We start from the raw sequence: 24661 nt of genomic DNA on the forward strand, positions 1-24661 counted from the left end.
TAAATGCGTGCGACTACACGTTTTCGACGGTCGCGCCGATCAGCATGTCGTGCAGCAGCCGCTTGCGGGAATTGAACAGGCTGACCAGCAGGACCAGCGGGGTCAGGAACGTGGCCGTCAGATAGAACAGGATGACGTGCACGCCGCCCTGCAGGAAGTTCGGCGGTGCGCCGCTCTCGGTGCGGAAGACCAGACCCATGGCGCGCATGCCGGGCGTTGCGCTGCTGCCGGCAATGCTGAAGCCGGAATAGAACACGGCTACGATAGGAATGATCGCGCCGTACAGGCCCCAGGCCAGTCCCAAAGTGACAATGCCGAGGAAGAACACGATGATCCCGGCTCCGAAGCTCAGCAGCAGCACGGCCGTGAAATCCATCAGGAACGCGAAGATCCGCTTGCGGCGGACGCCGTCGAGGCGCTGGGCGTCGTAAACGTCGTAAGTCGTGCTCATGCTGTGTCCTTCCATGGGAAGGATATGGCAATCGCACCCTGCGGCGACAAGAAAGCCAAAGCGGTTCCATGCGCCAAGGGCACATGCATCATGCATTCCTGCATATTTAAATCTGTATCTTAGGATACATATTGGTTTGCAGGACGACACGTTCCCAAGAACACCGCCGCCCGCTTTTATGAACCTGTATTCGATCTTTGCGCCTGTGCAAGGCACGGAGATCAAGGGAGATTGTTATGAACCTTGTTCGCACCCTGATCCTGTCGGGCGTCGTCGCGCTTGGCGCCAATGCAGCCCTGGCCAACGAGGCGGCACGCACGCATGATTCCGCCCGCATCCAGGCCGGCATTTACGAAGCCCAGCGTCACGACCAACGCCCCGTTCTGCGCGAAGGCCGCGCTTCGGCACAGGAGGATGTCCGCGTCCACGCCGTTCCGGAGGCACACGAGCCGTATTACTTCGACCAGGCCAGTGCCGGCAGCGATCCGAACGCCAATTGATCGCATGAGCGATGAAAAAGGCCGCCTCTCGGGGCGGCCTTTTTATGTGTGGGCCTCCGTCGCGACGGACGACCAATAGGCACGAGGCCGTGTGGCGAACCGCTCCGGAAGCGTGGCCACGATGTCGGCAAGGCCGGCATCCACGGTCGCGAGATAATCCGACCAATCGGTGAATTTCGACAGAGGCTCCGCACCGTCGGAGATCCCACGCAGCCCGATCATCCCGGCGCCGCACAAAGCCGCGGCCCGCATCACGGCGAAGCTTTCCATGTCCACCATATCGGTGTCGATCTCGTCATAGGCGTCACCGCTGACGATGCTCGCGCCGGTGCCGAGGCTTGCCCGTGCAACGTCCGCCAATTGCTGTGGCAGCACAACGAGGGCGGGCAAAGCGAGGAAAGGCGTGCGGCCTTTCTCGAAACCGAGCGGGCTTGCGTCCATGTCGCGATAGCTCAGCGCCGCCACCTGGAAAATCCCGCCCTGCGGCAGGCTCCGCGAGCCGGCCGAGCCCAGGCTGACCACGAGGTCGGCTGGCATGCGCGTCAAAGCGAGAGCCGTTTGCACGGCCGCTTCCACGGGGCCCACGCCGGTGATCACCGGATCGATAAGCGAACGAAGCGCCGGACCGTATTCGGACTCCGCCGCCATCTGGAACAGCACACGCAGCGGGCCGTCCGCCGCCTCGTACGTCGCAATCATAATGAAATCTGCTGGCCGCCCGCATCTATGCGCCGGCACGGAATACCCTCGAAGCCGTTCAGCGCCTCGTGCACTTGGCGGGCATGCGCGGCGTCGCGCGTCTCCACGGTGATGTCGAGCGTGGCCCCCTTGGCCGGCACGTTCAGGAACACCCGGCTGTGCTCGACCTCAAGGATATTCGCGCCCAGTTCGCCGAGCTTCGTCGCGATGCGGCCCAGCACGCCCGGCGTGTCGTTGATGGTGAGGCGGAAAGCGGCGATGCGGCTCTCGCGTTCCAGTTCGCGCACCATGATGGATGCGAGAATGCGCGGATCGATGTTGCCGCCGCACAGGATGAGGCCCACCTTGCGGCCCTCGAAACGCTCCGGATGCGCCAGCATGGCCGCAAGGCCGGCCGCGCCGGCACCTTCCGCCATCGTCTTCTGGTGCGCCGCGAAGGCATTCACCGCCCGCTCCAGATCGGATTCCGAGACGAGAAGAACCTCCTCGATAAGCGCCTCGACCACGGGCAGGGTCAGCTTGCCCACATTCTTGACCGCGATGCCCTCCGCCAACGTGGGGCCGCCCGCCGGCTTCGGCAGGCCCTGCATCGCATTGATCATCGACGGGTAGAGCGCCGACTCGACGCCCACGATCTCGATTTCCGGGTTGATCGCCTTCGCCGCGATCGCCATCCCCGATATCAGCCCGCCGCCGCCGATCGGCACGATCAGCACGTCGATCTCCGGCGCATCCTCCAGCATTTCCAGCGCGGCGGTGCCCTGTCCCGCAATGATGTCGGGGTCGTCGTAGGGATGGATCAGGCACAGGCCTTCGGCTTCCGCGATCTCCAGCGCGCGGATCTGCGATTCCGCGAGCGTCTCGCCGCACAGCACCACCTGCGCGCCAAAAGCCTCGGTCGAGCGCACCTTCACCTGCGGCGTCTGCTCCGGCATGACGATGGTGGCCGGTATTCCGAGCCGCTGGGCGTGATAGGCCACGGCCTGGGCATGATTGCCGGCCGACATGGTGATGACGCCTGTCTTGCGCTGCGCCTCGTCGAGCCGCGACATGCGCACATATGCGCCGCGGTCCTTGAAGCTGTTGGTGACCTGCATGTTCTCGTATTTCACCCACACCTCGGCGCCCGTCAGGGCCGAGAGCTTGGGCGCCGGCAAGGTGGGTGTCCTCACGGCTTGCCCGACGAGGGCGTCTTGCGCCTTCCGGATGTCGGCCAGGGAAACGGGCATCGGTGCCGTCGTGTCGTGCGGAAGCGCCATGAGAATCCTCTCTTTGGTGCCATCAAGCATATATCGCGCCATCACGGGGCGCGATGGCGCGGTGCGTCGAACCGGAAGCGGGGGATGCCGTCAGCCGCGCTTCAGGCGCTCGGCAACGACCGGTGCATAATAGGTCAGGATGGCGTCCGCGCCCGCGCGTTTGAAAGCCAGCAGGCTCTCCATCATGCTGCGGTCGTGGTCCAGCCAGCCATTGCGGGCCGCAGCTTCGATCATCGCGTACTCGCCCGACACCTGATAGGCGAAAGTCGGCCGCTTGAAAGTCTCCTTCAGGCGCCACAGCACGTCGAGATAGGGCATGCCCGGCTTCACGATGAGCGCATCCGCGCCCTCGGCCAGATCGAGCTGCGCTTCCAGCAGCGCCTCGTCGGTGTTGGCCGGGTCCATCTGGTAGGTGCGCTTGTCGCCAACCAGGCAGGCCGAGGTGCCGATCGCATCGCGGAACGGGCCGTAGAAGGCCGAGGCGTATTTCGCGGTGTAGGCCACGATCTGCACGTCGCTGCGTCCGTCGGCGTCGAGCCCCCTGCGGATGGCGCCGATGCGACCGTCCATCATGTCGGACGGCGCCACCATGTCGGCTCCCGCTTCGGCGTGGAGCCGCGCTTGCCGGACGAGCACGTCCACGCTGGCGTCGTTCATCACCTCGGAGCCGTTCAGAAGCCCGTCATGGCCATGGCTGGTATAGGGGTCGAGCGCGACATCCGACATGATGCCGATCTCCGGCACAGCCTTCTTGATGGCGCGGATGGCGCGGCACACTAGATTGTTCGGATTGTGTGCTTCCGATCCGATCTCGTCGCGAAGGTCGGGGTCGGTGTAGGGAAACAGCGCCAGCGCCGGTACGCCCAGGCTGGTAGCGCGCTGTGCCTCTGCCACGGCCTCGTCGACGCTCAGCCGCTCGACGCCCGGCATCGACAGCACCTGTTCGCGATGTCCCGTGCCTTCGATGACGAATATCGGCCAGATCAGATCGTCGGCAGACACATGGTTCTCACGGACCAGCCGCCGGCTCCATTCGGTCTTGCGGTTGCGGCGGGCGCGTGTTGTCAGGTCGAGCGCCGGACAATTCTGGTCGTTGCTTGCGACCGTGCCGCCAGATGGAAGACGTTCCACCGTATCGCGCATGTCGGATAAATCCTGCTTCGGGAATGTGTGCGCAGCGTCGCGCGTCGTGCCGGAAGTGTTATCACGCAGGGCTGCGATTGGCACTACGCAATGCCGATACGGCCCGGCCGGCGTTGACGGCGCGGCGACACGCTCCTAATCCTGCCGCCCCTTTCGAGGAGTGGCTCTTGATCGATTTGCTGAAGACCCGCCTGGGACTGATTGACGAGACCGAAGGTCTGGATTGGACCGCGATCCTCGTCCTCTTCTTTCGTGTTATGGCGGTTGTTCAGCTGCTCAAGGGTCTTCTGCACTGGACCCTGCTGCTCGGCTCCGCCGCCGAGCCCTTCACCGGGGAGGATCTCGAATATCAGGCCGCCAACATTTATTTCGCGGTTCTCGATCCGGTGGCCGGCGTCGGCCTCTGGATGACGTCGTCCTGGGGCGCCGTCCTGTGGCTGCTGGCCGCCATCAGTCAGATCGCCGTCTGCGTGGGTTTCATCGAGGTCTACGGGATCGTCTGGCCGCTTCTCGCGTTCGAATTGATCGTCATTGCGGTCTATATTTATCTCACCTGGCGCGTTGCCCAGATATCCGATGAATAAACATTAAGTAATGTCCGAGGTTCTCAGGTAAACGCCGGTTAAGGCTGTGAGGTTACGAGTCATTAAGTACGAGAAATAAATACAAATTTAGCCAAGGCTTTTAAGCTCATTTTTAGCCGACGCGTCTAAATTTCAGTGCAAGAGTGGTTCGCAGGGCAACGCGGCCACGATCAACTGAAGAGGCGCAGATGACCAACCTCGCTCGCGCAATGCAGCCGACCGAAAGCACGGCCCCGGGGGACGACGTCCGCCCGCTCTATTTGGAAGCCTTGACGCTCGTCGAGCGCCTTCACCGTCGCCTGCTTGATGTGATCAAGGACGAGTTCGACCGTCGCGGCCGGTCCGACGTCAACAGCGTGCAGGCGCTCCTGCTCTACAACATCGGCGATGCGGAACTGACGGCCGGTGAGCTGCGCACGCGCGGTTATTATCTGGGCTCCAACGTCTCGTACAATCTCAAGAAGCTGGTGGAAGCCGGTTTCCTCCACCATCAGCGTTCGCGCATGGATCGCCGCTCGGTCCGCATCAGCCTGACGCCGAAGGGGCAGGAGGTGCACGACATCATCGACCAGCTCTACGCCAAGCACGTCCGCTCGATCGAGCAGGTAGGCGGCATCGGCCCGGCCGATTTCCAGGTCATCAACAAGGCCCTGGTGCGGCTCGAGCGCTTCTGGACCGACCAGATCCGCTTCCGCCTCTGAGCGGAGCGGGTCAGGGCTCGCGATAGCCCAGCACCCGCAGGGCGACATCCGCTTGCGGCATGTCGCCGGGGAACACCAGCGTGCCTTTGCGCTCGCTGCTGCCGGGCACGAAATCGAATTGCGCCTCGGCCTTGTCCTCACCCGCGCTTCCTTCGACCGTGACATCGCTCGCGGTCTGGGTGCCCAGATTGCGGATCCGGATGTCGGCCGCAAAGCCGTTGGCGGCGGGGCGGGTGCCCACAATCTCCACCACGAGATCCGGCGGCGCGTTATCGCCGGTCAGCCCGTCCCAGGCGATGATGCCCAGAACCGCGAGGGCGAAGATCGCTCCGATCGTGCCCGCAACATATTCCAGCCAGGGCGTGCCCTGATCGGTTGTGCGTGCATCGTCGTTGGCATCGGAAGCGGGGCCTGTCTTGTCGGGCATGTCCATCCCTAGATCACGAGGCGGGCGGTTGCGGCGCCGAGAGCCGCGGGGAAACCGAGCACAACAAGCATATTGGCGATCTCGTGTATGGAGGCGCCATCCACGCGGCCGAACGTCCACACCACATAAAGGCTGACGGCAAGCGCAATGCCGTATCCGGCGATCGTGTAGCTGAAGAACACGAACAGGAAGCGGCGCTCCTGCGGCCAGGCTTCCTGCCCGGCGAATTCGACATTGTAGACGATGGCGTGCTGGACGAAGACCGTGAAGGCGGCCAGCAACAGGCTCTGCCACCAGGTCATCATGTGGCTGATAAGCTCGATCTCATCGGTCGGCGCCACGTTGAAGGCCACGAAGACGGCGCCACCCAGCATCAGGAACAATTCATTGGCATAGGGCGCTGCCTGGCCTTCGGGATGCGACGCCTCGTCGTCGCCCCCGAACTGCTTGCGCGCCACCAGCGCCCCGATCGTGGCCGGGATCGCCACGAGAGCGATCTTGCCCACGATCTCGCGCAACGGCATTTCCGGCTGCAGCACGCCGAACAGCGCCAGCAGGATCGCGGACGTGAGGCAGCCCAGCATGAAGCCGGACAGCGCATCGAGCACGATGTCGTGCCAGGTGTCCTGTTCGCGAAAGCCGGCGAAGCGGGAAATGCCGAGCAGCAGCGCGAAACCCGCCAGCACGAAGATGATGAAGCGGTGAGGCTCGATGTAGAAGCCGAGCCACCACATCTCCATCGTCATCATCAGCGGAAACGCGAACAGAATGGCGCCGCCGGCCCCCCGGGCCAGTTCGCGGGCATAATCCCTGTTCTTCTCATCCAGCACGAATGAAACCCGGCCATGTGAAGCGCCGAATTCGAGACCGCCGCCACTCGCCGGGCCGGGCATTGTCGTCATTCGGTCACACCTTGTTCACCGTGCATGAAAAAGCCGCCGTACGACATGGTTCTGCCCCAAATCAATGATGTTTCGCACACGGAAAGGGCCGGGGATTCATGCATCCTTTGGTCGCACTTCATTAACCCTGTGCATGATTAGCTGGCGGCCTGCGGGTTTGCTCCCAGCGTGGTGCCGAGGAAGTTTGGGCGATGAATTCACCGCTGCCATTGATGCCTATGAAACGCACCTCGCGCGCACTTGTTCGCGGCGCTGCCGGCGTAATTGTGTCCGTTCTTCTGATCGATGTCGCGGCGGCGCAAAACGCCCGCGTGCAGACGGCGGCTGCCGAATGGGAGCAGCGGTTCGACAGCGCTCCCGCTGCGGCGCGGATGCCCAAAACCTCCGTTCCGATCCTCAGCACGCAGACGCTCGAATCCACGCAGCAGGCCCTGCAGCATTATATCGAAATCGAGAGTGCGGGCGGCTGGCCCTCGATCCCCGATGGTCCGATGCTGAAGCTCGGCTCTCGCAGCCCGGCCGTGCGCGCCATCCGTGAGCGCCTTGCCGTTTCCGGCGACCTTCCGGTCAATGCCGGCGCTCCGGACGTCTTCGATTCCTATGTCGATGCGGCCGTGCGGCGCTTCCAGGCTCGCCATGGCCTGATCGTCAACGGCGCCGTCGGCCCCGACAGCCGCGCCGCCATGAACGTGCCGGCCTCCACGCGCCGTCACCAGATGGAGACGAGCCTCGGCCGCCTGGCCGCGCTGACGCGGAAGATCGAAAACCGCTTCGTCATGGTCAACATTCCGGCCGCCCAGATCGAGGCGGTGTCGGGCGGCACCGTCGATCTGCGGCATACGGCGGTGGTCGGCAAGGCCGACCGTCAGTCGCCGCAGCTCGCGGTCAAGATTCAGGAAGTGAACTTCAATCCCTATTGGACGGTGCCCGCATCGATCATCCGCAAGGATCTGATCCCGAAGATGCAGCAGGAGCCGGACTATCTGACCAAGAACAACATCCGGATCTACACCCAGCGCGGCGAGGAATTGCAGCCGGAGCAGGTGAACTGGAATTCCACCGAGGCCATGGGCTATCGCTTCACGCAGGATCCGGGCGATCTCAACTCCATGGGTTCGATCCGCATCAACATGCCCAACACCGAGGGCGTGTACATGCACGACACGCCGTCCAAAGGCCTGTTTGGCGAAAACAACCGCTTCCATTCCTCGGGCTGCGTCCGCGTGCAGAACGTGCGCGAGCTCGTGGATTGGCTGTTGCGCGGCACGCCCAATTGGGAACGTCCGCAGATCGACGCCGCCATTCGCTCCGGCAAGCGAATCGATGCCAAGCTCTCGGCAGCGGTTCCTGTGCATTGGGTTTACATCACGGCCTGGGCCGATGCCGACGGCGTCGTTCAGTTCCGCGACGACATCTACAATCAGGACGGCGTGGGCCAGCTGGCCTCGGCCGAAATGAGCGTCGCGCCGCACGACACGGTGTCCTACGGCCGCCAGTCTCAATGATCCCTCGCGGGCAGCCGGTCTCCGGCTGCCCCCGCATCGGCAAGGGGCGCACCTCCACACCTCGTGCCTGCTTTGCGGACAGCACCCGGATATGGTAAGCGCGCTGCCTTGACGATTTGCCGCCGGTGAACCGCGCGCGGCCAGGAGCAGCTTGATGTCCGCCCCCGAGATCAATGCCGGCAACGGTATGACAGAGTTCTTTTCCGCGTCTCTGGCGGAAGCCGATCCGGAAATCGCCCGCGCCGTCGATCTGGAGCTCGGCCGTCAGCGCGAAGAGATCGAGCTGATCGCCTCCGAGAACATCGTCTCGCGCGCGGTGCTCGAGGCGCAGGGCAGCGTCCTCACCAACAAATACGCCGAGGGCTATCCGGGCCGTCGTTATTATGGTGGCTGCCAATATGTCGACATCGCCGAGAGCATCGCGATTGACCGCGCCTGCCGGCTGTTCAACGCCAAGTTCGCGAACGTCCAGCCGAATTCCGGCTCGCAGGCCAATCAGGCGGTGTTCCTTGCGCTGCTCCAGCCGGGCGACACCTTTCTCGGTCTCAATCTGGCGGCGGGCGGCCATCTCACGCATGGCGCGCCGGTCAATGTGTCCGGCAAATGGTTCAAGCCGATCTCCTACAGCGTTCGGCCGGAAGATCATCTGATCGACTACGACGAGGTTGAGCGTCTGGCGCATGAGCATCGTCCCAAGATGATCATTGCCGGCCATTCGGCCTATTCGCGCCATCCCGATTTCACCCGCTTCCGTCAGATTGCCGACGCGGTCGGCGCCATCCTATTCGTCGACATGGCGCACTTCGCCGGCCTCGTCGCGGCGGGCGAGCATCCCAATCCGGTCGATCACGCCCATGTCGTCACGACCACGACGCACAAGACCCTGCGCGGCCCGCGCGGCGGCATGGTGCTGACCAATGACGAGGCCATCGCCAAGAAGATCAATTCGGCGGTGTTCCCCGGCATGCAGGGCGGCCCCCTGATGCACGTCATCGCCGCCAAGGCCGTGGCGTTCGGCGAGGCGCTCCGCCCCGAATTCAAGACCTATCAGCGCAACGTCATCGCCAATGCCCGCGCTCTGGCCGAGAACCTGAAGGGACATGGCTTCGACATCATCTCCGGCGGCACCGACTCGCACCTGATGCTGGTCGATCTGCGTCCCAAGCGCCTCACGGGCAAGACGTCCGAGGCGGCCCTTGGTCGCGCCCACATCACCTGCAACAAGAACGGCATCCCCGACGACCCCGAAAAGCCCATGGTCACCTCGGGCATCCGTCTGGGTACGCCGGCCGGCACCACGCGCGGTTTCGGCATCGCGGAGTTCCAGGAGGTTGGCGATCTCATCGCCGAGGTGCTGAACGTCCTGTCGCAGAAGGGCACCGACGAGGACAGCCTGGTCGAGGCCGCGGTCCGCGAAAAGGCCAAGGCCTTGGTGCGGCGCTTCCCGATCTATTCGTGAGGCGACAAGACAATTCGGAGGGCTGAATGCGGTGTCCTTATTGCATGTCCCTCAACACGCAGGTGAAGGATTCGCGGCCGACGGAAGATGAAACCGCCATCCGTCGGCGGCGGGTCTGCATCGATTGCGAGCGGCGTTTCACCACGTTCGAACGCGTCCAGCTGCGCGAGCTCGGCGTCATCAAACGTTCCGGCCGCCGCATTCCATTCGATCGCGACAAGCTCGAAAAATCGGTCGGCATCGCCGTCCGCAAGCGCCCCGTCAGCGCCGAGCAGATCGAGGAACTCGTCAGCACCGTCGCGCGGCGTCTCGAATCCCTCAACGAGACGGATGTACCGACTGCCGTCATCGGCCAATACGTCATGGAAGAGCTGAAGGCGCTCGATGACGTGGCCTATGTGAGGTTCGCCTCCGTCTACAAGGATTTTCGCGAGGCGCGCGATTTCGAGGCCGCTCTCGCGGAGATCGCGGAACGGCAGGAAACGCAGAACAAGCCATGACCCAGTCCCGGAGCCGTGAAGACACCCGCTTCATGGCCGCTGCCCTCAACCTTGGTATGCGTGAGCTGGGCCAGTCCTGGCCAAATCCGGCGGTTGGCGCGCTCGTGGTGCGAGAGGGGCAGGTCATCGGGCGGGGATGGACGCAAAAGGGCGGCCGCCCCCATGGGGAGCCGCTGGCGCTGGCGCAGGCAGGCGAGGGCGCCCGCGGCGCCGATCTTTACGTCAGCCTCGAACCCTGCTCCCACATCGGCAAGACGCCGCCCTGCGTGGACGCCATCATCGCAGCCGGCATAGCGCGGGTCGTGTCGGCCCTGCCTGATCCCAACCCGCTCGTCGCCGGGCAGGGCTATCGTCGCCTGCGGGAGGCCGGCATCGAGGTCGTCGACGGCGTCCTGGCCGAGGAGGCCCGCCGCGCCCATGCCGGCCACATCGCCCGCATTCTGAAGAAGCGTCCGCATGTGATTCTCAAACTTGCGGTTTCCGCCGATGGCGCCGCAGGTTTTCCGGGTCAATCCGTCGCCATCACGGGCGAGGAGGTCCGCCGCCACGTCCACATGATGCGCGCCACCTCTGACGCCATCGCGGTGGGCATCGGCACGGTCCTTGCCGACGATCCTGCGCTCACCTGCCGACTGCCTGGCATGGAAAGCCGGTCTCCGATCCGCGTCGTGTTCGACACGCGCCTGCAGCTTCCACCCACATCCCGGCTCGTCCGGACGGCAAGGGACGTTTCCGTCTGGGCGCTTTCCAGTGAATCGGCCGCGAATTTCGACGCGCTGACCCAATCGGGCGTCGACATCGTCCGGTGCGCTGCCTCCGAAGCGCATCTCGATCTCAACGCCGCCATGCGTGTTCTGTACGAGCGCGGCATCACCCGCCTGATGGTGGAGGGCGGCCCGGCGCTTGCGTCGGCCTTCCTCGATGCCGATCTGGCCGATGAATGCGTGATCTTCGAAAGCGAGCGGGTTCTCGGGTCCGGCGCTCTCGCGGCGCTGCCGAAGGCGCACGAGGTGTTTCTGCATTCCCTTGGTTTCCGCCTTGCGTCCGGCACCCGCATGGGCGCCGATACAGCCTTCTTCTACGAGCGAGATTGATATGTTCACCGGCATCGTGAGCGACATAGGCGAGGTCCTGTCCGCCGAGCCCGGCAATGCCGTCGTTCGTCTGGAGGTCGCGTCCGGTTACGCGCCCGAGGGCATCGCGATCGGCGCGTCCATTGCCTGTTCCGGCGTCTGCCTCACCGTCACGAGCGTGGAGGTGGACGGGGGAGGGCGCACCATCACCTCGTTCGATGCGGCGCCCGAAACGCTGAAGGTCACGACCGCCGGCACGTGGCAGGCAGGCACCCGCCTCAACCTCGAGCGTGCTCTCCGGATGGGAGATGAGCTCGGCGGTCATCTGGTGGCAGGTCACGTCGATGGCGTCGCCGAGATTTTGGCGCGCGACGAGATCGGAGACGCCGTGCGCTTCACCTTCGCCGCACCGCCCGCTCTTGCCCGCTTCATCGCGCCGAAGGGGTCGATCTGCCTCGACGGCACGTCCCTCACGGTCAACGAGGTGGATGCCGCGCATTTCTCGTGCCTCCTCATCCCCCACACACTCGATGTCACAACCTGGGGCGACCGCAAAGCGGGTGACCGCGTCAACCTTGAGGTCGATCTGATGGCGCGTTATGCCGCGCGTCTTGCAGAGGCGGGCTCCCTCGGCTAAGCCCCGAGCCCATTGGTCGAGGAACATCATGATTACCGAACCGCGCCGCGAAATGGCCGCCGAGCCGACACGCGCGTTCATCCTTATCGTCGAGGCCCGCTATTATGACGCGCTGGCCGATGAACTTTTGTCGGGCGCTCGCGGGCAGCTTGAGCGTGCCGGCGCCGATTGTGTCGTGATCACCGTGCCCGGCGCGCTGGAAATCCCCGCCGCCGCCGCCATCGCGCTGGACATCGCCGAGCGTGAGGGCCGTCCCTTCGACGGCGTCGTGGCGCTCGGCTGCGTCATTCGTGGCGAGACCTACCATTTCGAAATCGTCGCAGGTGAATCCTCGAGGGCCTTGATGGATCTTTCCGTGGCGCGCACGCTGCCTGTCGGAAACGGCATCCTCACCGTCGAGAACGAGGAGCAGGCTTGGGCGCGCGCAAGGATTTCCGAAGGCGACAAGGGCGGCGGCGCGGCCGAGGCCGTGCTAAGCCTGATCCGTACGCGGCGCCGGTTCGCCGTCCAGCTGAGTGAGGCCTGAGCCATGTCCCGGGGAGAAAAACGTTCGTCGTCGCGTCTCGGCGCGGTGCAGGCGCTCTACCAGATGGACATCTCCGCCGCCGGCATGAGCGACGTGCTGGCCGAGTTCGAGACGTTCTGGCTGGGCCGCGAAGTCGAGGGCGAGGAATACAAGCCGGCGGAAGTCGCCTTCTTCCGCGACATCGTCGAAGGCGTCGTCCGCGAGCAGCGCCAGCTCGATCCCCGGATCGATCATGTGCTCTCGACCGGCTGGCCGCTGAAGCGCGTCGAGGCCATCCTGCGCGCCATCCTCCGCGCCGGAGCCTACGAATTGCTGAACCGGCGCGACGTGCCGGCGCGTGTGGTCATCACCGAATATGTCGATGTCGCCCACGCCTTCGTCGACCGCGAAGAGGCCGGGATGACCAATGCGGTGCTGGATAAGCTGGCCCGTGAATTCCGTGCCGCCGAGTTTGAGGATCGCCCCGCGCGCGGGATCGGCGCATGAGCCGCGGCGGGCGTCCCGATGAAGACGGCCTGATCGCCCGCTTCTTCCGCCCGCTTGCCACCGCGCCCGGCGCGGCGCGTCTGCTTGATGATGCCGCCGCCTACACCCCGCCGGAGGGGCACGAGCTCGTGCTCACCACGGACGCGCTCGTGTCCGGGGTCCATTTCTTCGCCGAAGATCCGCCGGATGCCATTGCCCGCAAGGCGCTGCGCGTCAACTTGTCGGACCTTGCCGCCAAGGGCGCGCGGCCCGTCGGATATCTCGTCTCGCTCGCGCTGACCGAGGATTGGTCGGAAGACTGGCTGGAGAGCTTCACCGAAGGCCTCGGCTCCGATCAGGAAGAATTCGGCATCTCCCTGTTCGGTGGAGACACCGTGCGCACGCCCGGCCCACTCTGGATCTCGATCACCGCGTTCGGGCTGACGCCGGAAGGCCAGATCCCCCGCCGCGATCGTGCCATTTCTGGCCAGAAGCTCTACGTCACGGGCACGATCGGTGACGCGGCGCTCGGCCTGAAGATCCGCCTCGATCGCTCGCTCGCCAGTCGCTGGAAGCTCTCCGACGCCGAGATCGAGCACCTGCTCGACCGTTACCTCCTCCCGGAGCCACGCCTGCGCGCCGCGGCTTTGATGGCAAATTTCGCCTCGGCCTCCATGGACGTGTCGGACGGTCTGGCCGGTGATCTCGGCCGCATGTGTTCGGCGTCGGACGCAGGTGCCGTGCTGGATGCCGAGCGCGTGCCGCTGTCCGCCGCCGCGGCCAAGGCGGTCAAGGCCGACCCGTCCGCGCTCTCCACAGTCCTCACGGGCGGCGACGATTATGAGATCCTCGCCACCATTGACCCCGACAGCGCCGATGCCTTCGAACGCGCCGCGCTGGATCGTGGCGTGCGCGTCACCGAGATCGGCACCATCGTGCCCGGCTTCTCCACGCGGCTGCGCATCGAGCGTCGCGGCCAGCCTCTCGTGCTCGACCGGCTGGCCTTCCGTCATTTCTGACATTTTCCCGCACGGAGCAGCCTCATTGCGGCCGTCCGGAACATGCGGCACTCTGCCTCGCTAAACCGCCTGCGCCATAAACAAAAAAGCGGGCGGAGAGGGGACGTCGAAACATGCTTGCACTTTGGGGCATCATCGCAGCGGGAACGCTGTCGATCGCGTATGGCGCGTGGACCATTCGCAGCATCATGGCCGCCGACCGGGGCAGCGTCAGGATGCAGGAAATCGCCGGCGCCATTCAGGAAGGCGCGCAGGCCTATCTCACCCGGCAATACACCACGGTGGCCGCCGTCGGCGCGGTCATCTTCCTCGTTCTGCTGTGGCTGCTGTCACTGCCGGTCGCTCTCGGCTTCGTGGTCGGCGCGGCTCTGTCCGGCCTCGCCGGCTTCATCGGCATGCACGTTTCCGTGCGCGCCAACGTTCGCACTGCGCAGGCGGCCAGCCGCAGCCTGGCCGGCGGTCTCGACATCGCCTTTCGCTCAGGTGCTGTCACCGGAATGCTGGTGGCCGGCCTCGCGCTCCTGTCGGTGGCTGGAAGCTATGCTGTCCTCACCGCTGGCTTCGGTTATGCCCCGGGCGACCGCGCTCTGATCGACGCCATGGTGGCGCTGGGCTTCGGCGCCTCCCTCATCTCGATCTTCGCACGTCTCGGCGGCGGCATCTTCACCAAGGGGGCCGATGTCGGCGGCGATCTCGTCGGCAAGGTCGAGGCCGGCATCCCAGAGGATGATCCCCGCAATCCCGCCACCATCGCCGACAACGTGGGCGACAATGTCGGCGATTGTGCCGGCATGGCGGCCGATCTGTTCGAGACCTATGCCGTCACGGTCGTCGCCACCATGGTGCTGGCCTCGATTTTCTTCGCCGGCACGTCGATCCTTGAGAGCATGCTGATCTATCCGCTGGCGATCTGCGGCATCTGCATCGTCACCTCCATCGCGGGCACCTTCTTCGTCAGGCTGGGGCCGGACCAGTCCATCATGGGCGCGCTGTACAAGGGCCTTATCGCCACGGCGGTGCTGTCGCTCGTGGGTCTCGGCGTGGTCACGTGGGCTCTGCTCGGTTTCGGCGTGGAAATGACCACGTCGCGCGGGGTCAGCTTCACCGGCATGGACCTCTTCCTGTGCGGTGCCACAGGTCTCGTCGTTACGGGCCTCATCGTCTGGGTCACCGAATATTACACCGGCACGGGCTTCCGGCCTGTCCGGTCCATCGCCGAATCCTCGGTCACCGGCCATGGCACCAACGTCATCCAGGGCCTGGCGATCTCGCTTGAATCGACGGCGCTGCCTGCGCTCGTCATCATCGCCGGCATCATCGTCACCTACAGCCTGGCCGGCCTGTTCGGCATTGCCATTGCGGTCACCACCATGCTCGCTCTGGCGGGGATGGTCGTGGCGCTCGACGCGTTCGGCCCGGTCACGGACAATGCCGGCGGCATCGCCGAAATGGCGGGCCTGCCGGATGAGGTGCGCCACACCACCGACGCGCTCGATGCGGTCGGCAACACCACCAAGGCCGTCACCAAGGGCTATGCCATCGGTTCGGCCGGCCTCGGCGCGCTCGTCCTGTTCGCCGCCTACACCGAGGATCTCAACTTCTTCATCGGCAATGCCAGCGCCGAGCGGTTCTCCTACTTCCAGGGCGTCACGCTCGATTTCTCGCTGGCCAACCCGTTCGTCGTTGCCGGCCTCCTGTTCGGCGGCATGCTGCCTTATCTGTTCGCCGCCATGGGCATGACGGCGGTCGGCCGGGCAGCCGGCGCGGTGGTGGAAGAGGTGCGGCGCCAGTTCCGCGCCAATCCCGGCATCATGACGGGCGAGCAGCGCCCGGATTACGGCCGGGCCGTCGACATGCTCACGCGTGCCGCCATCCGCGAGATGATCGTGCCCTCGCTGCTGCCTGTCCTGTCGCCGCCCATCGCCTTCGGCATCATCCTGCTGGTGGCCGGGAAGTCGGCGGCCTTCGCGGCTCTGGGCGCCATGTTGCTGGGCGTCATCGTCACGGGCCTGTTCGTCGCCATTTCCATGACGGCGGGCGGCGGCGCCTGGGACAACGCGAAGAAGTACATCGAGGACGGCAATCATGGCGGCAAGGGCTCGGACGCCCATAAGGCAGCCGTCACCGGCGACACCGTCGGCGACCCCTACAAGGACACGGCGGGTCCGGCCATCAATCCCATGATCAAGATCACCAACATCGTGGCCTTGCTGATGCTGGCGGTCCTCGCCCACATCTGAGACAGCATGGAAAACCCTCCGGGCCAACGGCTCCGGAGGGTTTCTCGTTCAGCCCTCTCGACTCAGCGCGAAAAGCTCAGAGCGGAATCGGCGGTCGAGATCATCATGTTGTAATCGTTGACGATCCAGGTCAGGTCGCGGCCCGCACTGCCGCGTCGTGCATCGCCCTTGGTCTTGGCCAGCTTGTCGCGGAACTCGCGCATCTTGCCCAGCCAGCTGCGCGGACGACCTTCGAACACGAAGAACGAGTTTGGATTTTCCTGTGAGAACTCGTCCATGCCGCGCACAGCGACGGCATAGGTGTCGAGCGCCTCGTCGAAGATCTTCATGTCCACAACGGGTTTCTTCTCGCTGGGCAGCAGGTCGGACAATTGCCGGGCCTTGATCATGACGTTCGTCAGGTGCCAGCGCGCCTTGCGGCCCTCATGCTTCTCGATTGCCGCCAGTTCGGCATCGTCGCTCTTCGCCTTCTCGGCCGCGAACAGAACGTCGATGTTTTCCCGCGCCTTGCGAAACTCCGACGCGGCGGAAGCGATCTGCTGGTGGAGCGCCTTGCCCTCGGCCATCTTGTCGGACTTGTAGTCCTGGCGCTCGTAATAGGCCTCGGCCTTGTTGAGAATGGGCGCCAGCGCCTCATAGGCCGTGATGTACGGCTCGACCGCCGCATCCAGATCCGGCATCGCTGGTTCCAATGGAACCACCTTGCGCGCCTCGGCGATCTCCGAGCGCACATCGTACACGGAATAGAGGCCGTAGATTATCTTCTCGCGCCCGGTCGGGCCCTTCTTCATGTCGACCCATTCCTCATAGCGCTGGAGCGAATCCTCGGCGCGCAAGGTGCGGTTCAACAGGCCCACATAGGCATTGAGCTTGACGATCGCGGCCTGTGAGGCGGCGATCTGGGCCGCGTCGGCCGGCTCCGTCTGGGCCACAGCGGGTGATGATACGGCGAGGCCGGCAGCCAGCGCGGCAGGCAGGAACCACTTCATCGACATCCCCCAGAAGATCGACACAATTCCTCGACGGCGGCGCGTACGCCGCCCGGTTCACGCAAGCTCGGAGCGAAGGCTCAGAACTGGAGCAGGCCCAGCAACTGGCTGACGAAGTTCTTCTCGACACCGGAGGTCGGCGTCTTGCGGCTGATGAAATCGAACACCTTGCCGTCCTGCAGGCCGTAATTGGCGACCCGGGCGACGCGGCGATCCTTGTCGAAATAGACTGCCAGCACGCGCTGGTCGACGGTCTGCGGCTTCATGAACCGCATCGTGCGCTTTTCCGTCGACGAGATGTAATAGAACACCTCGCCATCGATGGTCGCGGTGGTGGAGGGCGTGCCCAGCACGATCTGCACCTGCTCCTGGCTCGATCCGACGGGGATCTGGTCCAGCGCCGATTCGGAGATCATGTAACCGCGGGTCTGCGTGGTGGAGACGGCACTGCAGGCGCCCAATGTCAGCGCGCATCCCAGCACCAGAGCAGAGACTGCGAGCCGGCGACCACAACCACTCTCGAACATGCGATACCTCTTCACACGCCAGCACGGACTTGCCGACAACGCCGCCATGGCCTAACCCGGCTTGATGCATGGTGCAACGTCCCTTTGGACTTGCAGGGACATCGTAATGATCTTTGGCCTATTTCGTCGCTCCTCGGAGGAGGACCACGCCCACGGCGTGTATGCCGCAATCGTGGCGCAGGCGCGGCAGCCGGTTCTCTACACCGATTTCGGGGTGCCCGACACGTTGGAGGGGCGCTACGAGATGCTCGTGCTGCACCTGTTCCTCTATCTGCACCGCCTGAAGAGCGAGCCGACGGAGATCCGCGCCCGGGGGCAGGCGGTGTTCGACATGATGTTCAAGGACATGGACCGCTCCCTGCGCGAGATGGGCGTGGGCGATCTGACGGTCCCCAAGAAGATCAAGGCCATGGCGAGCGCCTTCTACGGCCGCACCGCCGCCTACGACGAGGCGCTGGCGGGCGGCGGCGGCACGCTCCCCGAGGCCCTGGTTCGCAACATCGGCGTGACGGACGCGGGTGGGGCTGCCATGGCGGATTACGTTCGCGCCTGCGTCGATCATCTGGCCGCGCAGACCGGCGCGGAACTTTCGGGCAGTCCTCCACGCTTTCCGGATCCCGCTTCGTTCACCTCGTCTCTGGAGATCCCGGCATGAGCGATCCCGTCATCTTCAGCCGTCCCGTCAATGTGAACGAGGTGCCGGGGCAGGGCAGCCATTTCGCCATTTCCGCCAATGAAGACGAACGCGCCCGCCTGGCGGCGTTTCTCGATCTGCCGGAAATCCAAAGGCTGGAAGCGAAATTCCACGTCAAGCCATGGGGGCGCACAGGCCTTTCGGTGCGCGGTGAGATCGATGCCGAGATCGTGCAGATCTGTGGCGTCACGCTGGAGCCGTTCCCCGCCCGCGTCCAGGATGAGGTGGATGCCAATTTCACCGATCCCGCCGATCTTCCTCCGGTGGAGCAGCAGGCCGGTGCCGAGTACGAGGCGAACCTCGACGCCCCGGATCTCCTCGTGAACGGCGGGGTGGATCTTGGCGCGCTGGCAAGCGAACATCTTGCGCTCGCCATGGATCCCTATCCGATCCGCCCGGAAGCCACGTCACGGCAGGTGGAGGCCGCTCCCGAAGACCGTGATGACAGCACGCATCGCCCCTTCGCCGCGCTCGACCGCCTGATGCTCGGCCGGAAGGACAAGGGCGAATAGACGCGGACTGGGCTTGCGCCGCAGCGCGGAGGCGGTATTGTCCCGCGCCTTTCCGGCCATGCCGTTTCCGCGTGTGAGGCGCATCGTCAGCCAATTATGTCAAAAGTCATTCGCATCGCCCTGGACGCCATGGGCGGAGACCACGCCCCGGACGCTATCGTGGCGGGCGCCGCTCTGGCGCTTGAGCGAAAACCCGACAGCTTCTTCGTGTTCTTCGGCCGCAGCGCCGACGTCGATCCGCTGCTCGATCGCTATCCCGCGCTGAAGGCCGCGTCCGAGCGCATCCACGCCGACGACATCGTGCGCATGGAAGACAAGCCCAGCCAGGCTCTGCGCAGCGGCCGCCGCTCCAGCATGTGGATGGCGGTGGACGCCGTGAAGACGGGCACGGCCGATATCGCCGTCTCGGCGGGCAATACCGGCGCCCTCATGGCGATGTCGACCATCAATCTCCGCACCATGGCAGGTGTCGCCCGTCCGGCCATTGCCGGCCTGTGGCCCACATTGCGCGGCGAATCCGTGGTGCTCGATATGGGCGCCACCATCGGTGCCGACGCCCGCCAGCTCGTCGATTTCGCTGTCATGGGCAGTGCCATGGCCCGCATTGTGTTCGATCTCGAATGTCCCACGGTGGGGCTGCTGAATGTCGGCGTCGAGGAGATGAAGGGCGTGGAGGAGGTCAAGGCCGCCGCGCAGATCCTTCGCGAGGGCGGCAGTCTCGGCCTCGAATACAAGGGCTTCGTCGAGGGCGACGACATCGGCAAGGGCACGGTCGACGTCGTCGTCACCGAAGGCTTCTCCGGGAACATCGCTCTGAAGACAGCCGAGGGTACGGCCCGGCAGATCTCGCATTTTCTCCGCAGCGCCCTGTCGCGCACCTGGCGCACCAAGCTCGGCTACCTGCTGGCGAAACCTGCGTTCGACGCCCTGCGTGAGAAGCTCGATCCGCGCAATTCGAACGGCGGCGTGTTTCTCGGCTTGAACGGCATCGTCATCAAAAGCCACGGTGGATCGGACGCCGAAGCATTTGCCGCCGCCATCGAACTCGGGCATGACATGGCCCGCTATGAATTGCTGACCCGGATTTCCGCCGGTCTTGCAGATTACGACCGGACCCGTGAGGCCAATCCCGCGTCCGCAGGGGGAGCCGCGTTATCGTGACATTTTTGCGTTCGGTCGTTGTGGGCATGGGCAGTGCGTTGCCCGCTCAGGTCGTCACCAATGCCGAGCTCGCGGAGCGGGTCGATACCTCCGACGAGTGGATCGTTCAGCGCACGGGAATCCGCCAGCGTTATCTGGCAGGCGAGGGCGAAACCACCTCCAGCCTCGGTCTCGCTGCGGCCAAGGCGGCTCTGGCCGATGCCGGCCTCACGCCCGATGACCTCGATCTCATCATCGTCGGCACCACCACGCCCGATCTCACCTTCCCCTCGACCGCGACGCAGATCCAGTCGAGCCTCGGAATGTTCCACGGCGCGGCGTTCGACGTGCAGGCTGTGTGCTCGGGCTTCGTCTACGGCATCTCGATCGCCGACAAATTCCTCCTCTCCGGCAGCCACAAGCGGGTGCTCGTCATCGGCGTCGACACGATGTCGCGCATCCTCAATTGGGAAGACCGCACCACCTGTGTTCTGTTCGGCGATGGCGCGGGCGCCATCATCCTCGAAGCGCAGGAACAGCCGGGCGACGTCAAGACCGATCGCGGAGTGCTGACCACGCACATCCGCTCCGACGGCCGCCACGGCCCGAAACTCTGCACCGATGGCGGCCCGTCCTCCACGGGCACGGTGGGCATGCTGACGATGGAGGGCCGGGAAGTGTTCCGCCACGCGGTCGGCATGATCACCGACGTGGTCTACGACGCCTACAAGGCCACGGGCCTGTCCTCGGAGGATCTGAACTGGTTCGTGCCACACCAGGCCAACAAGCGCATCATCGACGCCAGCGCCGATAAACTCGGCATCGACCGCGAAAAAGTCGTCATCACGGTCGATCAACACGGCAACACGTCCGCCGCCTCCATACCGCTGGCTCTGGCCACGGCCTATCAGGACGGGCGTATCAAGCGGGGCGACCTCGTCATGCTCGAGGCGATGGGCGGCGGATTTACCTGGGGCTCCGCACTTTTGCGGTGGTGACGCCGCTTGCTTGGTTGACCATTGCAGCGGCGTTGCTACGCTGGATTGCAGGAACGCAAGCAAGAAAGTTCCGGAGGAAACAATGGGCACACGAACCGTGACGCGAGCGGATCTGAGCGAGGCCGTCTATCAGAAGGTCGGTCTGTCCCGCACAGAATCGGCGGCTCTGGTCGAAACGGTTCTGGAGGAGATCTCGGACAGCCTCGAACGCGGCGAGATGGTGAAGCTGTCCTCGTTCGGCTCGTTCGTCGTCCGCACCAAGGGGCAGCGCGTGGGTCGAAACCCGAAGAGCGGTCAGGAAGTCCCCATTCCGCCGCGCAAGGTACTGGTCTTCAAGCCCAGCAACATCCTCAAGAGCCAGATCAATGGCGGGACGGATCCGGCAGCCGATTGAACTTGGCGCCGAATCATTCGAATCCTGCGGGCATGGATAAGTCTCCAGGTGCGTTTCGAACGATCAGCGAGGTCGCCGAAGACCTCGATCTGCCTCAGCACGTCCTGCGTTTCTGGGAAACGCGCTTTGCGCACATCAAGCCGCTGAAGCGCGGCGGCGGCCGGCGCTATTACCGGCCTGACGACATCCTGCTCCTGCGGGGCATCAAGCATCTGCTTTACGGTCAGGGCTACACCATTCGGGGCGTCCAGCGCATCCTGAAGGATCAGGGGCCACGTCATGTCATGGCTCTGTGGCAGGACGGTGAGGACGAGAGCGAAGATGCTCCCGCCTCGGTGCCGGCAGATGTCGCGCCCCGGCGTGCGGAGCCGCCATCCGACGAGGGGCAAGAGCCCTTCCGGCGGATCGAGCCACGTCTGGCAGACGATGCGGAGGACGATTTCGACGCCGACGGAGATGACGACGAAGGCGACGTCATGGACGCCCCAGTGCTTGTGGCACCGATCCGGCCCCAGCCGATTGCCGCGCGTGCCGCGCCCCCGGCGCCGGCCATATCCCAGCCGCCCCAGGTTCGCGCCCCGACGATCGTTCCTGCCCCCGCACCGACAGCCCCGGCGGGTCCGTCACCCGCCACGCGGCAGCGATTGGAAGCCATTCTGCGCGAGTTGGTGGAATGCCGTCGTATGCTGGATCGCCGCTGATCCTCACTTCCATAATCCGGAGCATCCATGTTCGACGGGCTTGCAGAGGCGGCGGAACTTCTCGGGCAGACCTTCGACCCACCTGCGGTAGAGCGGCTGGTCGATGCCCTGGTGCCGGCGATCATTCTCAAGCCGAGCGCGCCCAGCGCCGGGCGGACGGGAGGGACGCATCTGGGCGGTACACCTGACGTGCCGCCGGGATTCGAATGGCCGAGGCCGCCTCGTCCAGCTGACGCGCAGGAGATTGCGGACAGGGGCAATTCAGACAGCGCGAAGGCGATGCTGGCTCATATAGAGGCCAATCTCCCCTATGCCTTCATCGCGCAGATCGATCTGGAAGAGGCGTCCCGGCTCGGCAACGTGGCGCGAGATCTGCCCTCGGAGGGCCGGCTTCTGTTCTTCTACGATCATGCGGTTGGGCCATGGGACACCGGCTCCCGAACCGCGCGCGTCATCTGGGAGAATTCTCCGGGCGCGAATCTTGCTCCGCTGGAAATGCCGGACGACTTGAAGGAAGCTGCGCGCCGCGAGGCCGAGGAGATGGCCTCTGTGCGGGCGGAGTTTGGAGAAACCTGGTCCGATTCAGGCGAGGAGGGCACGATCTACGGTGCGCCGAAGCGCGACATGGTGCTGACTCCAATATTGAGAATGCCGCATTCGGCGTCCCTTGAGATTGAGAGGCTTGCGGAGTTTCAGCCGGGCGCGGGTTCAGGCGAGGCCGCCGACGACACCGAAGATTTCCGTACGAATTACGAAGAGGCGCTGGAAGAACATCACGACGCCGATACGAAAGCGCGGTGGCGGCGGCAGCAAGTGCTGGGCAGCCCGCAGCCGGAGCAGGGCGATCCTCGCCTCGACGCTGTGGTCGTCTCCGAATTCGGCCAGCAGCACCTCCCGTCGGAGGAATGGCGAAGTAATTATCCCCGTATCAAGGCGCAGGCCGCGAACTGGCAGCTTCTCCTGCAGATCGACGTGGCAGACTGGATGCAGGCGAGATTCGTCGAAGGCAGCGTGTTCTTTCTGATCCGTAAGAACGACCTACGACAACGCAGGTTTGACGCCGTACTGGTCGTTTATCAGCAGACCTGAGGCTCCGGAAACACTGCCAAAATTGACACCATTCGGTGGGGGCGTTAAGGCGTCCCCATGAACAGGAACCCGGCCCTCTTCGGAAGCTATTACGCGCCGCATCTTTAGCGGTGGGTTCTTTGTGTCCTTCAACCGCTGCGAAAACAGCGGTTCTTTTGTAGGCGATCCTCTGTTTCGCGGCCGAGATGCGGAACAGGTCAATGCGACGCTTTACAAACCCCGGTGGCCCGCTGGGAATCATCGGTTTCGGTGCCTTCGGTCGTCTGGCCGCTCACCATCTCAGCCCGTTCTTTCGCATTCGGGTCTTCGATATCGGGGGAGCCGATATCTGCGCCGGCCTCGATGTCGATTTCGCCGATCTGCAAACGGTCGCATCCTCGCCCATCGTCATTCTGGCCGTGCCCGTCAGCGCACTACGTTCGGTCATACAGGCCATTGCGCCGTTCCTGACGAAGGGCGCGCTCGTCCTGGATGTCGGCTCCGTGAAGATGGAGCCGGCCCGCGAGATGCTCGAAGGCTTGCCGCAGGATGTGCGGATCATCGCGACACACCCGATGTTCGGGCCGATGAGCGCGCGCCAAGGCATAAGGGGGCTGAAGATCGTGCTCTGTCCGCTTCGCGGGGCAGGTGAGAAGGCGGTCGGGCGATTTCTTGAGGGCGCGTTGGGGCTGAACGTCATTCTCGCAACACCGGAAGAACATGATCGGGAGGCGGCCTTGGCGCAGGGGCTGACCCACCTGATCGCGAAGATATTGTTTCGGATGGAAAACCTGCCGACGCGCATGACCACACGCAGCTTCGACCTCATCCAGGAGGCGATAGAAATGGTTCGTGATGACGCGCCCGAGGTCACCACAGCGATCGAAACGGCCAACCCCTTTTCGCGGGCAGTGCGCGACACCTTCTTAAGTCATGCCCAGGCGGTAGATCGTGAGTTCGCGATTTCAGCCGCGCCCGAGCCGGAAACCGGCAGCAAGACTGGATCGGAGGTGCTGGATCTCTGCGGCACCTCGGCATGACAATTGCCGGATAGGCCGCCCACATTCGCCGGGCGGACTGACGCGCAAGCGCATAGGATAGTCTGGCGTCCGAATATATGTGGACTACAGGAGACATTCCGAGGCGTGCTCGCCTCACGAGAAGAGAGCGAATCCCCCCGAACCCCCTTGGGCGCATGGCTGGCACTCGCAGTTCGGCGCGCAGGAAGGTAAATCGCTGTGGGAGATTTTGTAGAGGCTTCCGGCGCCTAACGGGCTTTGTTTGCCTCTCGTTTCTTTCTGCGGCGTGATGCACATGCAGCAAGAAACAAAATCCTCTGATCTCAGAGAAAAACTGGTCGGAGCGAGAGGATTTGAACCTCCGACCCCTAGTCCCCCAGACTAGTGCGCTAACCGGGCTGCGCTACGCTCCGACGAGAAACTCCCTAGGCGATCTCGCCGGTTCGGGCAAGTGGGGAAGGGCGCTTTCCTTGGAAAAGCTGGCGGAAGTTTGCCGTCTGTAGCCATGAACAATAGCACCGATCTAGTA

Annotated in this window: 28 protein-coding genes and 1 tRNA gene; 20 read left to right on the forward strand and 9 right to left on the reverse strand. The window is 64.4% G+C overall.

Annotated features, from left to right (window positions below; genetic code table 11):
* Window positions 1-13: 13 nt before the first annotated feature.
* Window positions 14-451, reverse strand: a complete 438-nt coding sequence (locus ACQ6S1_RS00690; RefSeq protein ID WP_445039253.1) for an RDD family protein — start codon at window positions 449-451, stop codon at window positions 14-16.
* A 236-nt stretch (window positions 452-687) separates the two neighbouring features.
* On the opposite strand from ACQ6S1_RS00690, the gene ACQ6S1_RS00695 reads away from it, so the two are divergent.
* Window positions 688-951 carry a hypothetical protein gene (locus tag ACQ6S1_RS00695; protein ID WP_445039254.1) on the forward strand — a complete coding sequence of 88 codons (264 nt, stop codon included), beginning with the start codon at window positions 688-690 and terminating at the stop codon, window positions 949-951.
* A gap of 42 nt (window positions 952-993) precedes the next feature.
* Here the strand turns inward: ACQ6S1_RS00695 and ACQ6S1_RS00700 are convergent, their stop codons facing one another.
* The 3 genes from ACQ6S1_RS00700 to hemB form a co-directional block, all read right to left on the reverse strand.
* On the reverse strand, window positions 994-1650 hold the full coding sequence (locus tag ACQ6S1_RS00700) for a 5'-methylthioadenosine/S-adenosylhomocysteine nucleosidase (RefSeq protein ID WP_445039255.1): 657 nt from the start codon (window positions 1648-1650) through the stop codon (window positions 994-996).
* A complete protein-coding gene (locus ACQ6S1_RS00705) occupies window positions 1647-2909 on the reverse strand; it encodes a threonine ammonia-lyase (RefSeq protein ID WP_445039256.1) in 1263 nt (420 codons plus the stop codon). The genes ACQ6S1_RS00700 and ACQ6S1_RS00705 overlap by 4 nt, the downstream gene beginning before the upstream one ends.
* 90 nt (window positions 2910-2999) lie before the next feature.
* On the reverse strand, window positions 3000-4052 hold the full coding sequence (hemB, locus tag ACQ6S1_RS00710) for a porphobilinogen synthase (RefSeq protein WP_445039257.1): 1053 nt from the start codon (window positions 4050-4052) through the stop codon (window positions 3000-3002).
* Between the two features lie 167 nt (window positions 4053-4219).
* Here hemB and ACQ6S1_RS00715 point away from each other — a divergent pair, with 167 nt between their 5' ends.
* Window positions 4220-4636, forward strand: coding sequence for a DUF6163 family protein (locus ACQ6S1_RS00715; protein WP_445039258.1), 417 nt, complete (start codon window positions 4220-4222; stop codon window positions 4634-4636).
* Between the two features lie 188 nt (window positions 4637-4824).
* Window positions 4825-5337, forward strand: a complete 513-nt coding sequence (ldtR, locus tag ACQ6S1_RS00720; protein ID WP_445039259.1) for a transcriptional regulator LdtR — start codon at window positions 4825-4827, stop codon at window positions 5335-5337.
* Between the two features lie 10 nt (window positions 5338-5347).
* Here ldtR and ACQ6S1_RS00725 read toward each other — a convergent pair whose 3' ends face one another.
* Both ACQ6S1_RS00725 and ACQ6S1_RS00730 read right to left on the reverse strand, forming a co-directional pair.
* Window positions 5348-5764 carry a hypothetical protein gene (locus ACQ6S1_RS00725; RefSeq protein ID WP_445039260.1) on the reverse strand — a complete coding sequence of 139 codons (417 nt, stop codon included), beginning with the start codon at window positions 5762-5764 and terminating at the stop codon, window positions 5348-5350.
* An 8-nt stretch (window positions 5765-5772) separates the two neighbouring features.
* Window positions 5773-6666 (reverse strand): TIGR02587 family membrane protein, encoded by an 894-nt coding sequence (locus tag ACQ6S1_RS00730; protein ID WP_445039261.1) that lies wholly within the window; start codon window positions 6664-6666, stop codon window positions 5773-5775.
* Window positions 6667-6857: 191 nt separating this feature from the next.
* Between ACQ6S1_RS00730 and ACQ6S1_RS00735 the strand changes: the two genes are divergently transcribed.
* The 9 genes from ACQ6S1_RS00735 (at window position 6858) to ACQ6S1_RS00775 (ending at window position 16090) form a co-directional block, all read left to right on the forward strand.
* A complete protein-coding gene (locus ACQ6S1_RS00735) occupies window positions 6858-8171 on the forward strand; it encodes a L,D-transpeptidase family protein (RefSeq protein ID WP_445039262.1) in 1314 nt (437 codons plus the stop codon).
* 154 nt (window positions 8172-8325) lie between these two features.
* Window positions 8326-9630 carry a serine hydroxymethyltransferase gene (gene glyA / locus ACQ6S1_RS00740; protein ID WP_445039263.1) on the forward strand — a complete coding sequence of 435 codons (1305 nt, stop codon included), beginning with the start codon at window positions 8326-8328 and terminating at the stop codon, window positions 9628-9630.
* A 26-nt stretch (window positions 9631-9656) separates the two neighbouring features.
* The gene (nrdR, locus tag ACQ6S1_RS00745; protein WP_445039264.1) at window positions 9657-10130 is read left to right on the forward strand and encodes a transcriptional regulator NrdR; all 474 of its coding nucleotides are present in this window, start codon (window positions 9657-9659) and stop codon (window positions 10128-10130) included.
* Complete coding sequence (gene ribD, locus ACQ6S1_RS00750) at window positions 10127-11224, forward strand: bifunctional diaminohydroxyphosphoribosylaminopyrimidine deaminase/5-amino-6-(5-phosphoribosylamino)uracil reductase RibD (protein ID WP_445039265.1); 1098 nt, start codon at window positions 10127-10129, stop codon at window positions 11222-11224. Before nrdR ends, ribD begins: the two co-directional genes overlap by 4 nt.
* A 1-nt stretch (window position 11225) precedes the next feature.
* Window positions 11226-11840: a riboflavin synthase gene (locus tag ACQ6S1_RS00755; RefSeq protein WP_445039266.1), complete on the forward strand. Its 615-nt coding sequence runs from the start codon at window positions 11226-11228 to the stop codon at window positions 11838-11840.
* A gap of 28 nt (window positions 11841-11868) precedes the next feature.
* Complete coding sequence (gene ribH, locus ACQ6S1_RS00760; protein WP_445039267.1) at window positions 11869-12366, forward strand: 6,7-dimethyl-8-ribityllumazine synthase; 498 nt, start codon at window positions 11869-11871, stop codon at window positions 12364-12366.
* A gap of 3 nt (window positions 12367-12369) precedes the next feature.
* Entirely contained in the window at window positions 12370-12852 is a 483-nt protein-coding gene (gene nusB, locus ACQ6S1_RS00765; RefSeq protein ID WP_445039268.1) for a transcription antitermination factor NusB, read from the forward strand.
* The gene (thiL, locus tag ACQ6S1_RS00770) at window positions 12849-13850 is read left to right on the forward strand and encodes a thiamine-phosphate kinase (protein WP_445039269.1); all 1002 of its coding nucleotides are present in this window, start codon (window positions 12849-12851) and stop codon (window positions 13848-13850) included. The genes nusB and thiL overlap by 4 nt, the downstream gene beginning before the upstream one ends.
* 113 nt (window positions 13851-13963) lie before the next feature.
* Window positions 13964-16090: a sodium-translocating pyrophosphatase gene (locus ACQ6S1_RS00775; RefSeq protein WP_445039270.1), complete on the forward strand. Its 2127-nt coding sequence runs from the start codon at window positions 13964-13966 to the stop codon at window positions 16088-16090.
* A gap of 62 nt (window positions 16091-16152) precedes the next feature.
* Here ACQ6S1_RS00775 and ACQ6S1_RS00780 read toward each other — a convergent pair whose 3' ends face one another.
* Complete coding sequence (locus tag ACQ6S1_RS00780) at window positions 16153-17079, reverse strand: YiiG family protein (RefSeq protein WP_445039271.1); 927 nt, start codon at window positions 17077-17079, stop codon at window positions 16153-16155.
* A gap of 80 nt (window positions 17080-17159) precedes the next feature.
* A complete protein-coding gene (locus tag ACQ6S1_RS00785; protein WP_445039272.1) occupies window positions 17160-17606 on the reverse strand; it encodes an outer membrane protein assembly factor BamE in 447 nt (148 codons plus the stop codon).
* 106 nt (window positions 17607-17712) lie between these two features.
* Between ACQ6S1_RS00785 and ACQ6S1_RS00790 the strand changes: the two genes are divergently transcribed.
* The 8 genes from ACQ6S1_RS00790 (at window position 17713) to ACQ6S1_RS00825 (ending at window position 24153) form a co-directional block, all read left to right on the forward strand.
* Window positions 17713-18261 carry a ubiquinol-cytochrome C chaperone family protein gene (locus ACQ6S1_RS00790; RefSeq protein WP_445039273.1) on the forward strand — a complete coding sequence of 183 codons (549 nt, stop codon included), beginning with the start codon at window positions 17713-17715 and terminating at the stop codon, window positions 18259-18261.
* Complete coding sequence (locus ACQ6S1_RS00795) at window positions 18258-18812, forward strand: YceD family protein (RefSeq protein WP_445039274.1); 555 nt, start codon at window positions 18258-18260, stop codon at window positions 18810-18812. Before ACQ6S1_RS00790 ends, ACQ6S1_RS00795 begins: the two co-directional genes overlap by 4 nt.
* A 96-nt stretch (window positions 18813-18908) precedes the next feature.
* Window positions 18909-19973 carry a phosphate acyltransferase PlsX gene (gene plsX / locus ACQ6S1_RS00800; RefSeq protein ID WP_445039275.1) on the forward strand — a complete coding sequence of 355 codons (1065 nt, stop codon included), beginning with the start codon at window positions 18909-18911 and terminating at the stop codon, window positions 19971-19973.
* Complete coding sequence (locus ACQ6S1_RS00805; protein WP_445039276.1) at window positions 19970-20950, forward strand: beta-ketoacyl-ACP synthase III; 981 nt, start codon at window positions 19970-19972, stop codon at window positions 20948-20950. The genes plsX and ACQ6S1_RS00805 overlap by 4 nt, the downstream gene beginning before the upstream one ends.
* 82 nt (window positions 20951-21032) lie before the next feature.
* A complete protein-coding gene (locus tag ACQ6S1_RS00810; protein ID WP_445039277.1) occupies window positions 21033-21344 on the forward strand; it encodes an integration host factor subunit alpha in 312 nt (103 codons plus the stop codon).
* Between the two features lie 32 nt (window positions 21345-21376).
* Complete coding sequence (locus ACQ6S1_RS00815; RefSeq protein WP_445039278.1) at window positions 21377-22045, forward strand: MerR family transcriptional regulator; 669 nt, start codon at window positions 21377-21379, stop codon at window positions 22043-22045.
* A gap of 27 nt (window positions 22046-22072) precedes the next feature.
* Window positions 22073-23134 carry a DUF1963 domain-containing protein gene (locus ACQ6S1_RS00820; protein ID WP_445039279.1) on the forward strand — a complete coding sequence of 354 codons (1062 nt, stop codon included), beginning with the start codon at window positions 22073-22075 and terminating at the stop codon, window positions 23132-23134.
* A gap of 200 nt (window positions 23135-23334) precedes the next feature.
* Window positions 23335-24153: a prephenate dehydrogenase/arogenate dehydrogenase family protein gene (locus tag ACQ6S1_RS00825; RefSeq protein ID WP_445039280.1), complete on the forward strand. Its 819-nt coding sequence runs from the start codon at window positions 23335-23337 to the stop codon at window positions 24151-24153.
* A gap of 314 nt (window positions 24154-24467) precedes the next feature.
* On the opposite strand, the gene ACQ6S1_RS00830 is transcribed toward ACQ6S1_RS00825, so the two are convergent.
* Window positions 24468-24545: transfer RNA gene (locus ACQ6S1_RS00830), tRNA-Pro, on the reverse strand.
* Window positions 24546-24661: the final 116 nt, after the last annotated feature.

The sequence above is a fragment of the Terrihabitans aquatilis genome (assembly GCF_052542005.1).

What these genes read in the sequence shown, in the direction of transcription:
- thiL (WP_445039269.1), top strand. Translation starts at nt 12,849, where the DNA reads ATGAGCCGCGGCGGGCGTCCCGATGAAGACGGCCTGATCGCCCGCTTC.
- ACQ6S1_RS00725 (WP_445039260.1), bottom strand. Translation starts at nt 5,764, where the DNA reads ATGCCCGACAAGACAGGCCCCGCTTCCGATGCCAACGACGATGCACGC.
- ACQ6S1_RS00735 (WP_445039262.1), top strand. Translation starts at nt 6,858, where the DNA reads ATGAATTCACCGCTGCCATTGATGCCTATGAAACGCACCTCGCGCGCA.
- ACQ6S1_RS00825 (WP_445039280.1), top strand. Translation starts at nt 23,335, where the DNA reads ATGCGACGCTTTACAAACCCCGGTGGCCCGCTGGGAATCATCGGTTTC.
- ACQ6S1_RS00795 (WP_445039274.1), top strand. Translation starts at nt 18,258, where the DNA reads ATGAGCGATCCCGTCATCTTCAGCCGTCCCGTCAATGTGAACGAGGTG.
- hemB (WP_445039257.1), bottom strand. Translation starts at nt 4,052, where the DNA reads ATGCGCGATACGGTGGAACGTCTTCCATCTGGCGGCACGGTCGCAAGC.
- ACQ6S1_RS00690 (WP_445039253.1), bottom strand. Translation starts at nt 451, where the DNA reads ATGAGCACGACTTACGACGTTTACGACGCCCAGCGCCTCGACGGCGTC.
- ACQ6S1_RS00785 (WP_445039272.1), bottom strand. Translation starts at nt 17,606, where the DNA reads ATGTTCGAGAGTGGTTGTGGTCGCCGGCTCGCAGTCTCTGCTCTGGTG.
- ACQ6S1_RS00815 (WP_445039278.1), top strand. Translation starts at nt 21,377, where the DNA reads ATGGATAAGTCTCCAGGTGCGTTTCGAACGATCAGCGAGGTCGCCGAA.
- ACQ6S1_RS00705 (WP_445039256.1), bottom strand. Translation starts at nt 2,909, where the DNA reads ATGGCGCTTCCGCACGACACGACGGCACCGATGCCCGTTTCCCTGGCC.
- ribD (WP_445039265.1), top strand. Translation starts at nt 10,127, where the DNA reads ATGACCCAGTCCCGGAGCCGTGAAGACACCCGCTTCATGGCCGCTGCC.
- glyA (WP_445039263.1), top strand. Translation starts at nt 8,326, where the DNA reads ATGTCCGCCCCCGAGATCAATGCCGGCAACGGTATGACAGAGTTCTTT.
- ACQ6S1_RS00755 (WP_445039266.1), top strand. Translation starts at nt 11,226, where the DNA reads ATGTTCACCGGCATCGTGAGCGACATAGGCGAGGTCCTGTCCGCCGAG.
- ACQ6S1_RS00790 (WP_445039273.1), top strand. Translation starts at nt 17,713, where the DNA reads ATGATCTTTGGCCTATTTCGTCGCTCCTCGGAGGAGGACCACGCCCAC.
- ACQ6S1_RS00695 (WP_445039254.1), top strand. Translation starts at nt 688, where the DNA reads ATGAACCTTGTTCGCACCCTGATCCTGTCGGGCGTCGTCGCGCTTGGC.
- nusB (WP_445039268.1), top strand. Translation starts at nt 12,370, where the DNA reads ATGTCCCGGGGAGAAAAACGTTCGTCGTCGCGTCTCGGCGCGGTGCAG.
- ACQ6S1_RS00820 (WP_445039279.1), top strand. Translation starts at nt 22,073, where the DNA reads ATGTTCGACGGGCTTGCAGAGGCGGCGGAACTTCTCGGGCAGACCTTC.
- ACQ6S1_RS00700 (WP_445039255.1), bottom strand. Translation starts at nt 1,650, where the DNA reads ATGATTGCGACGTACGAGGCGGCGGACGGCCCGCTGCGTGTGCTGTTC.
- nrdR (WP_445039264.1), top strand. Translation starts at nt 9,657, where the DNA reads ATGCGGTGTCCTTATTGCATGTCCCTCAACACGCAGGTGAAGGATTCG.
- ldtR (WP_445039259.1), top strand. Translation starts at nt 4,825, where the DNA reads ATGACCAACCTCGCTCGCGCAATGCAGCCGACCGAAAGCACGGCCCCG.
- ACQ6S1_RS00810 (WP_445039277.1), top strand. Translation starts at nt 21,033, where the DNA reads ATGGGCACACGAACCGTGACGCGAGCGGATCTGAGCGAGGCCGTCTAT.
- ACQ6S1_RS00730 (WP_445039261.1), bottom strand. Translation starts at nt 6,666, where the DNA reads ATGACGACAATGCCCGGCCCGGCGAGTGGCGGCGGTCTCGAATTCGGC.
- ribH (WP_445039267.1), top strand. Translation starts at nt 11,869, where the DNA reads ATGATTACCGAACCGCGCCGCGAAATGGCCGCCGAGCCGACACGCGCG.
- ACQ6S1_RS00780 (WP_445039271.1), bottom strand. Translation starts at nt 17,079, where the DNA reads ATGAAGTGGTTCCTGCCTGCCGCGCTGGCTGCCGGCCTCGCCGTATCA.
- plsX (WP_445039275.1), top strand. Translation starts at nt 18,909, where the DNA reads ATGTCAAAAGTCATTCGCATCGCCCTGGACGCCATGGGCGGAGACCAC.
- ACQ6S1_RS00775 (WP_445039270.1), top strand. Translation starts at nt 13,964, where the DNA reads ATGCTTGCACTTTGGGGCATCATCGCAGCGGGAACGCTGTCGATCGCG.